Annotated in this window: 7 protein-coding genes and 1 pseudogene; 1 reads left to right on the top strand and 7 read right to left on the bottom strand. The window is 70.8% G+C overall.

Annotation, left to right across the window (positions count from 1 at the left end):
- Nucleotides 1-2: 2 nt before the first annotated feature.
- A pseudogene (locus ACF1FZ_RS27225) lies at nt 3-988 on the bottom strand (LacI family DNA-binding transcriptional regulator).
- A 293-nt stretch (nt 989-1,281) separates the two neighbouring features.
- Here ACF1FZ_RS27225 and ACF1FZ_RS27230 point away from each other — a divergent pair.
- Nucleotides 1,282-2,652: a transglycosylase family protein gene (locus tag ACF1FZ_RS27230; protein WP_391776023.1), complete on the top strand. Its 1,371-nt coding sequence runs from the start codon at nt 1,282-1,284 to the stop codon at nt 2,650-2,652.
- Here ACF1FZ_RS27230 and ACF1FZ_RS27235 read toward each other — a convergent pair.
- From ACF1FZ_RS27235 to ACF1FZ_RS27260, 6 genes are all read right to left on the bottom strand, one after another.
- Nucleotides 2,622-3,743, bottom strand: coding sequence for a DMT family transporter (locus tag ACF1FZ_RS27235; protein WP_391776024.1), 1,122 nt, complete (start codon nt 3,741-3,743; stop codon nt 2,622-2,624). The genes ACF1FZ_RS27230 and ACF1FZ_RS27235 overlap by 31 nt on opposite strands.
- Before the next feature lie 235 nt (nt 3,744-3,978).
- Entirely contained in the window at nt 3,979-4,434 is a 456-nt protein-coding gene (locus ACF1FZ_RS27240; RefSeq protein ID WP_391776025.1) for an ATP-binding protein, read from the bottom strand.
- Nucleotides 4,435-4,532: 98 nt separating this feature from the next.
- Nucleotides 4,533-4,976, bottom strand: coding sequence for a response regulator (locus ACF1FZ_RS27245; protein WP_391776026.1), 444 nt, complete (start codon nt 4,974-4,976; stop codon nt 4,533-4,535).
- Nucleotides 4,973-6,601, bottom strand: coding sequence for a CHASE3 domain-containing protein (locus ACF1FZ_RS27250; RefSeq protein ID WP_391776027.1), 1,629 nt, complete (start codon nt 6,599-6,601; stop codon nt 4,973-4,975). Before ACF1FZ_RS27250 ends, ACF1FZ_RS27245 begins: the two co-directional genes overlap by 4 nt.
- A complete protein-coding gene (locus ACF1FZ_RS27255; protein ID WP_391776032.1) occupies nt 6,598-7,848 on the bottom strand; it encodes a PP2C family protein-serine/threonine phosphatase in 1,251 nt (416 codons plus the stop codon). Before ACF1FZ_RS27255 ends, ACF1FZ_RS27250 begins: the two co-directional genes overlap by 4 nt.
- Before the next feature lie 126 nt (nt 7,849-7,974).
- Nucleotides 7,975-8,441: sigma-70 family RNA polymerase sigma factor (locus ACF1FZ_RS27260; protein ID WP_391776028.1), on the bottom strand; the 467-nt coding region annotated here is incomplete at its 5' end.

An 8,441-nucleotide genomic window follows, 5' to 3' on the forward strand; every position in this document is an offset into this window, starting at 1 on the left:
CTTCAGGCGGAATCCCTCATCACCAGCACCGTTTCGAAGACCACTGATGTCACCGGCCGGTCCGGCGCCGCCAGCCGTCCCAGCAGCAGCCCGGCCACCTCCGCTGTCACCTCCTCCACCGGCTGCCGCACCGTCGAGAGCGGCGGCCGACAGGACGAGGCGGCGCTGCTGTCGTCGAACCCACCACGGAGGCGTCCTTCGGGACACGCCTGCCGTGCTCCCGCAGCACCTGGCAAGCGTCCGTAGCCATCAGGTCGTTCCCCGCGGACACCCCGTCCGGGCCGGGACGCTCGGCCAGGAGGTGTTCCATCGCGGCTTCGCCGCTCTCCTGTGTGAACCGCTCCTCGACGAAAGGCGCAGGAGAGGCCCGTGCTGCGCCGGCGTTCCCTGGAAGCCTGCCGGCCTCTCCCGCCCGGCGGATATGTCCAGCGGGCCCGCTGACGGTGGCGAGCCGTCGGCAGCCGCGCGCCAGCAGGTAATCGGCGGCCGGCCGGGCACCGTCCCGGTGCACCAGATCGGCGCAGCTGATCCGGGCAGGCCCGGCAGGGCGCGCGTACAGCACGGCGGGCGCCCTGCCTCGGTGGTCAGACCCGGCAGGGGGCCCTGGGAGTGGCTCGAGACGATGAGCGCCCTGTCGGCGCTGCCCTGCCGCAGGTACGCCGCCACCTCGTCCCGCGCCCGCGGGGTCTGTGCGAGCACCAGCACCGGGTGCCTCCCTCGCGGCCGCAGACAGTTGACGACCCCTGTCACCGCCCGGCCGAAGAACAGGTCGGCGGAGCCCTGAACGGTGAAGGGCGCCTTCTCCGGCGGGACCGGCCCCCTCCGGGCCCGCCGCGGCCTTCGTACCCGAGACCACCAGCGCGATGGCGTCCGTGCGCCGGGGGAGCAGGGAACGAGCCGCGCGGTCGGACGCGTAGCCGGTGGCGGAAACCGCCTGCCGTACAGCCTCCTGGATCGCCGGACCGACGTTACGCACCCCGCTGATCACTCATGAGACGGTCGCGCGTGAGACGCCGGCTGCCCCCGTCACGTCCTCCAGGGCGGGCCGGTCCGGCCGCAGAGCATCCGTCATGACCGCCTTTACGGCATCGGGCGGACGAGGGACGGAGTGTTCTCCCTCCATGGCCGAAGAGGGGCGACCGGGAGCATCGGTCCCGCTCGCAGGGGTCGCACGCCGGAGCGCGCGGGCAGCAGGCGAAGACTGTTCACTTGTCACCGCCCGTCGTATGACCATAAGTTGGCGGCTTGTGACGTGTCCTACTGCAGTGGGGGAGCCTGATCATGGCCGCGAACGGTCGGCATCGCAGATACCAGCCCAGCCGGATCAACCGTGCTTCGCTCACGGTGACAGCGGGAGGCGCGGGCCTCGCGCTCCCGCTTCTCGCGGCTGCCCCGGCAGGAGCTGCCTCGGCTGACGTGTGGGAGAAGGTCGCCGCCTGCGAGTCGACCGGCAACTGGCACATCAACACGGGTAACGGCTACTACGGGGGCCTGCAGTTCACCCGGTCGACCTGGGCGGCCTACGGTGGCACGGCCTACGCCGCGCGTGCCGATCTGGCCACCAAGGACCAGCAGATCGACGTGGCCGAGAAGGTGCTCGACGGGCAGGGCCCGGGAGCCTGGCCGACGTGTTCCGCACGGGCCGGCCTGGAGCAGGGCGGCGACGCGCCGGACCTCGCCCCCCGGTCTACACGGCAGGTGGCCGCCCAGACCGGGGAGGACAAGGCGCCGCAGTCCAGCCCTGCGAAGAAGGCCCGCGACGCGGGGGCGGCGAAGACGTCACCGACCGCCGTGCCCGGTCAGCGCGAGTCCTACACCGTGGCACGCGGCGACTCCCTCTCCGGCATCGCCTCCGCCGAACGGGTCCAGGGCGGCTGGCAGCGGCTGTACACGGCCAACCGCGCCGTGGTGGGCGCCGACCCCGACCTCATCCTTCCGGGACAGAGGCTGACCCTCGACGTGGCGGGAACGCCGACCACGGAGCAGAGGACAGCACCCAGGACCACCGCGCCCAAGGTTCCGGAGAAGACCGCACCCGCGCCCGCCGCGCCGAAGGCCACGGAGAAGGCGGCTCCGAAGACCGCCACACCCAAGGCCACGGAGAAGGCGGTTCCGAAGACCGCCACACCCAAGGCCACGGAGAAGGCGGTTCCGAAGACCGCCACGCCGAAGACCAAGGAGAAGGCGAAGCCGGCCGCCCCCAGGCAGGCGGCGAAGCCCGCCGCCGAGAAGAAGACGGCCAAGCCGCGGTCCGGACTCACCGCCCCCGTGGCGGCCCGCGCCGGAACTCCGTACCGTCAGACAGGTTCATGGTCCAGCGGTTACCACACAGGCGTCGACTTCCCGGTACCCACCGGCACCTCCGTCAAGGCCGTCGCCTCAGGGAAGATCGTCTCGGCCGGCTGGGCAGGCGCGTACGGCTACGAGGTCGTCATCCGGCACAGCGACGGCAGATACAGCCAGTACGCCCACCTCTCCTCGCTCCACGTACGCGAGGGTCAGCAGGTCGGCAGCGGTCAGCGGATCGCGCGCTCGGGGTCCACAGGCAACAGCACCGGTCCGCACCTGCACTTCGAGATCCGCACCGGCCCCGGTTACGGATCCGACATCGACCCCCTGGCCTACCTCAGGGCCGGTGGCGTCAGCGTCTGAACGGTCCTCGCCGAACCCTCCGAGCCACCCCTGTCCGCCCGGTCGGCAGCGGGCTGCCCGTCGAACTGCACGCGTCCGCCGCCGTGGTCCGACGGCAGGGTCAGCGGGAGGGAGAGAGCGGCCGGCCCCGGGAAAGGATCCGGCAGGACCGCCGTACCCTGCGGAAGGACGGGCTTCGCCGGCCCGGGCAGCACCACCACCGGGCGTGGCACGTCCGGGGTCTCGGCGGACTCCTCAAGCACACGCTCCCCGGGCCCCCTCCGCTCCGCTCCCACCCGTTCCGTGGTCAGCAGCACCAGCCCGGCCGCCGCCAGGGCCCCGCAGCCGAGAGCGAGCAGGGCCCCCGCCGTGCCGTAGCGGAACTGCTCCCCGAACACGGTGATGCCCACCGCGGCCGCCACGACCGGATTGACCACGGTGACCGTCGCGAGCGGCGCTGTCAGTCCGGCGCCCCGGTACGCCGCCTGGGAGAGCAGCAGCCCCGCCGACGCGAGCCCCGCGATCACCAGGAGGGCCGGCAGCCCGGAGGTGACGGCCCCGGAGGTCCACTCCACCGCGACGGTCTTCGTGAACACCGACGCCATACCGAAGGCGGCACCGGCGCCGGTGGCCAGCGCCACGCCGTGCAGCATCGGCCGGTGCAGCCCCTTGGCGAGAACCAGCACGACCACCACGGCACCGAAGGCCCCGGCCGCGAGCACGAACTGCTCCGGTCCGGCCGGCGTGCGGGATTCCGCGCTCCCCGTGAGAGCCAGCAGCCCGGCCAGGCCAACCGTGGCCGTCACGGCGCCGCGCCAGGCGGTCCGCCCCGCCCGGAGACGGACGAAGGCCGCTGCCATCGGCAGCGCGAAGACGATCGTCAGGGCCCCGAGAGGCTGTACGAGGCTGAGCGGCCCGTACGCCAGCGCCACGACGTGCAGCACCGCTCCCACACCGTTGAGCGCCACCGCCACCCACCACGCACCGTTGCGCAGGGGTGCGTACGGGCGGCTGTCACCGGCCGCGGCCACACGCTCCTGGACGATCGCGCCGGCCGCGTAGGCGACCGCGGAGACCAGTGACAGCAGCACGGAGAGCGCAAGGGAACTCATGTACACCACGATGTCCTGTCGGAGCCGCCGCGTCGTCGTCCCTGAGGCGGCGATCCGGCGTACTGCTCCGGTAGTACGTCCATCACTCCTGGTCCTCCTCCCGACGGTAGTCCTCCTGGCCCGAAGGCTCAGAAGTTCGCCGGGAAGGTGACACGGTGCTGCCGCTCCACTTCACCGGGTGCCCGGCACCGGGTCCTGCCTGACCGGAGTGATGCGCCGGAGAGCGCGGTGTCGCTCAGGTGCTGAGCATGAACTCGGCGCGGATGCGTTTGCCGACGGGCACCCGCTCGGCGGTGAGCCGGTCGCAGAGCGCGACCACGATCTCCATGCCGTGACCGCCGAGGCGGGACGGATCGGGGGAGTGGAGCACGGGGAGCGCCGTGCTGCTGTCGTACACCGTGACACTGATGCGCCGCGCGTCGCCCTCCAGCTCCAGCAGATAGGGGCCGTGGCTGTAGCGGTCCGCATTGGTGACGAGCTCGCTCACCGCCAGCATCAGGTCGCTGCGGGTGTTCTCCCCGAGGACCGCGAACCACTCGGCCACGAGCCGCGCCAGAAAACGGTCGGCGAGCGCGCGGGCCTGCGCGATGCATCCGGGCTCGCCGTCGAACACCTCGGCGGTGAGCAGTACCTCGGAGACCGGAGACCCAGGAAGGGTGCTGCCCGGCCTTGACGTGGCCTGTTCGTTCATGTGCTCCAGCCAGGGTGCCGCAGGGGAGGTCGAGGACCTCTTCTCGCCGTTCGTGTACCCGCCTCGACAGATCCCACTCGGGGACACGACCTCAGATCTCATGCGCGCGGAGGGAGCCGGACCACGCTCACGAAGAAGTCGTCGATCTGGCGCACCGCCCCGATGAACTGCTCCAGGTCGACCGGCTTGGTGACATAGGCGTTGGCATGCAGTTTGTAGCTCCGCAGGATGTCCTCCTCGGCCGAGGAGGTGGTGAGGACCACGACCGGGATCAGCGCCATTTCCGGGTCGGTCTTGATCCGCTCGAGCACCTGCCTCCCGTCGTACCTCGGCAGGTTCAGGTCGAGGAGCACCAGGTCAGGGCGTGGTGCGTCGGCGTACTGGCCCTGGCGGTAGAGGAAGTCCAGCGCCTCCTGACCGTCACGCACCACATGCAGGGTGTTCCGGATCTTGTTGTCCTCGAACGCCTCACGGGTCATCAGCTCGTCGCCGGGATCGTCCTCGACCAGCAGGACCTCGATGGGCTTGACGTCGTCGTTCACTGGGGGTCTCCCGACCGGAGGGTGAGCGGGGCGGGTGCGAGCAGCTCCGCCGTGGTGTGTGTGGGTGCTTCAGGAAGGACGGGGAGGGTGAAGTGGAACAGTGTGCCCTCGGCGGGCGCCGGGTCCAGCCAGATCCGGCCACCGTGGAATTCGATGATCTTGCGGCAGAGGGAGAGACCGATCCCGGTGCCCTCGTACTCGTCACGGGCATGCAGGCGCTGGAAGATGATGAACACCTTGTCGGCGAATTCCGGCGCGATCCCGATGCCGTTGTCGGCGACCGTCAGATGCCAGTCGTCGCCCTCCCGGACACATCCGACGGTGATCCGGCACGGGACGTCGGCCCGGCGGAACTTGACCGCGTTCCCGACGAGGTTCTGCCACACCATGGTGAGCGAGGTCGAGTCACCGAGGAGCTCCGGCAGCGGATCCTCGCGTACGACCACGGCTCCGGAGTCCTCCATGGCCAGGGTGAGATTGGACAGGGCCCTGTCCAGAGAGGCATCGAGATCGACGGGCTTCCAGCTCTGCTGCACCCGGCCCACCCGCGAAAAGGTCAGCAGGTCGTTGATGAGCACCTGCATCCGCTTGGCACCGTCGACCGCGAAGTCGATGTACTGCCGGCCGCGTGCGTCCAGTTCCGAGCCGTAGCGCTTGTCCAGCAGCTGGCAGAAGGAGGCGACCTTCCGCAGCGGTTCCTGGAGGTCGTGCGAAGCCACGTAGGCGAACTGCTCCAGCTCGGAGTTGGACCGGCGCAGTTCCGCGGTCTGCTCGGACAGCAGCGTCTCCCGCTCCTGGGACTCCTCCAGCTCCGCGACCAGACGCCGGCGCATGTCCTCGGCCGCGGCGGCCACGGCCCTGACGTCCGACGGGCCGCGGACCTCGATCCTGCTGGTGAAGGCGCCCGACCTCACCTTGCTCGACGCCGCGGTCAGCGCGCTCAGCGGCCGGCCCACCATGCGGTGCAACAGCGCGCTGAGCGAGACGACCGAGAGCACGAAGCCGATCACCAGGGCGAGGAGTACCCGGTCGCGGGTGGTGTGCGCGTCGTCGAGCTCGGCACGGGCACGGTCACGTGCGTCGTCCAGGTGGCTCTGCTGGGTGGTGTAGAGCAGCCGCAGGGCGTCGAACTCCGCCTTGCTCCGTGTGATCGGGCCGGACGACGCACCGGTGGGGCCGCTCGTCCGCACCGTGGCGATCAGCGGCTCGGCCCGTACGGCACGCCACTGCTGGGCGGCCCTCTCGATCCGCTCCAGATCCGCGGCGTACGGCTGCTCGTCGCCGATCAGCGAGCGCACCTGGGCCGCCCGCTCCCGCTCGGCCCGCACCCCGCTCCTGTAGGGCTCCAGGAACGAGGTGTCACCGGTGAGCGCGAAACCGCGAACCCCGGTCTCCTGGTCCAGGAGTGAGTTCTGCAGCTGGAATGAGGCGGAGCGGGCGGGCTGGATGCGGTCCACCAGATCCGTGGTCCGCTCCGAGATACGTGAGAGGACGAGCCCGCCCACGACGAGGCATCCGCAGACCACCAGCACGAAGCCGGCCAGGATCAGATGGACCCAGTTCTGGACCGACAGCCGTGCCATCCGGCCGGTCCGCCCGTTCGCCGATGTTCCGGTGGTGCTCATGCGTTGGCCTTCCAGCCCAGGTGCAGGACGGCGACGTCATCGGCCAGCCCGCCGTACGGAGAGGCGCTTTCGGTGGCCTCGGCGACCAGCGCGTCGACGAACGCGCGGGGTTCCAGGGAACCGTACCTGCCGGCCATGGCCAGCAACCCTTCCTCGCCCAGCCGGGACTTGGGCCCCGTACGCCCTTCGAACAGGCCGTCGGTGAACAGGACGAGCTCGCTGTCGGGGGAGAGCTCCAGCTCCGTGATCGTCCAGCGGCCGGCGCCGGGCAGCAGCCCGAGAGCCATGCCCGCTTCGGGCTCCACCCAGCCGACCTCCGGGCCGCGCCGCAGCAGCAGGCCGGGGTGCCCGGCCCGCGCGACGAGCACCCTGTCCCGGCCCGGCGGAAAGACGAGCGTGGTGACGGTGGCGAACACATGGGGATCGGACCGCTCGGCGACGAGTATCTCCTCCAGGAGACCGGTCTTCTCCAGCTGGGTGACCCCGGTCAGCACGGCCGTGCGCCAGGCGACCCGCAGACAGACCCCCAGGGCGGCCTCGGCGGCACCGTGCCCCGACACATCGCCGATCACCGCGTGCACCGCGCCGTCGGCGGTCTGCACCACGTCGTAGAAGTCGCCGCTCAGCAATCCGTGGGCGCGTCCGGCCTCGTAGCGCGCGGCCACCTGGAAACTGTCGTCCAACAGCAGCGGGATCGGCAGCAAAGCACGCTCCAGACGGGCGTTCTCCTGGGCGATCAGCCGGCTGGTCCGCATCGCGGCCGCCGACCGTTCGGCGTGCTTGCGCTGGAGGGCGTAGCGCACGGCGCGGCCCAGGACCTCCGGATCGATCCGGCCCTTCACGAGGTAGTCCTGGGCGCCCTGTGCCACTGCGGACAGTCCGGTCTTCGACTCGTCCAGGCCCGTCAGCACGATGACCGCCGCATCAGGGGCGGACTCGACGAGCTGGCGGACGGCGTCGAGACCGTTCACGTCGGGCAGATGCAGATCCAGCAGGACGCACACGGAGGTGCGGCAGCCCAGCAGGAACTGCCGGGCCTCCGCCAGCGTCTTGCACCATGTGAGAGGGGCGTCCAACTCACTGTCGGTGAGCATCTCCTCGACCAGGAGGGCGTCCCCGGAGTCGTCCTCGACCAGGAGCAGGGCCGCGTCGACGTCCCAGACGGAAGTGTCAGCGGCGGTCAGCACCTGCTGCTGCGGGAGAATCCCGCTGCGCTCCTTCACGCGCGCAGAGGTGTCCAACGGCATCTCGGCCACACTCCACTCCCTCCCACTGACGGCACAGAACGTTCACAGCCGTTTCGGCAGGAAGCATATGTGACTGAGGCCCGGCACTCGGCCGGGCCTCGGTCATTCGGTGTGCGGGTGACCGGATCAGGCCTCGACGCTCATGCCGTCGCGCAGGCGCTGCACGATCCTGCTGAGCAGGCGCGACACATGCATCTGGGAGACGCCCAGCTCCGCGCCGATCTGCGCCTGCGTCATCTCCTGGCCGAAACGCATGCGGACGATCTTCTGTTCCCGCTCGTCCAGCTGCCGCAGCAGCGGAGCCAGGGTGTGCAGGTTCTCGACGCTCTCCATCCCGGGGTCGTCCTCACCCAGGAGGTCGGCGTAGGCGCGCTGCTCGCTGCCCGAGTCGCTGTCGGCGCTCGGGGTGTCCAGCGAGCCGGCCGAGTAGCCGTTGGCGGCGACCAGGCCCTCGATGATCTCCTCCTCGGGAAGACCGAGGTGCGTGGCGAGTTCCGCGACGGTCGGGTCGCGGTCGAGCTTGGAGGAGAGGAGCTCCTTGGCCTTCGCCAGTTCGACCCGCAGCTCCTGGAGGCGGCGCGGCACGTGCACGG

It is taken from the genome of Streptomyces sp. NPDC014623 (assembly GCF_043088245.1).
GTDB lineage: Bacteria > Actinomycetota > Actinomycetes > Streptomycetales > Streptomycetaceae > Streptomyces.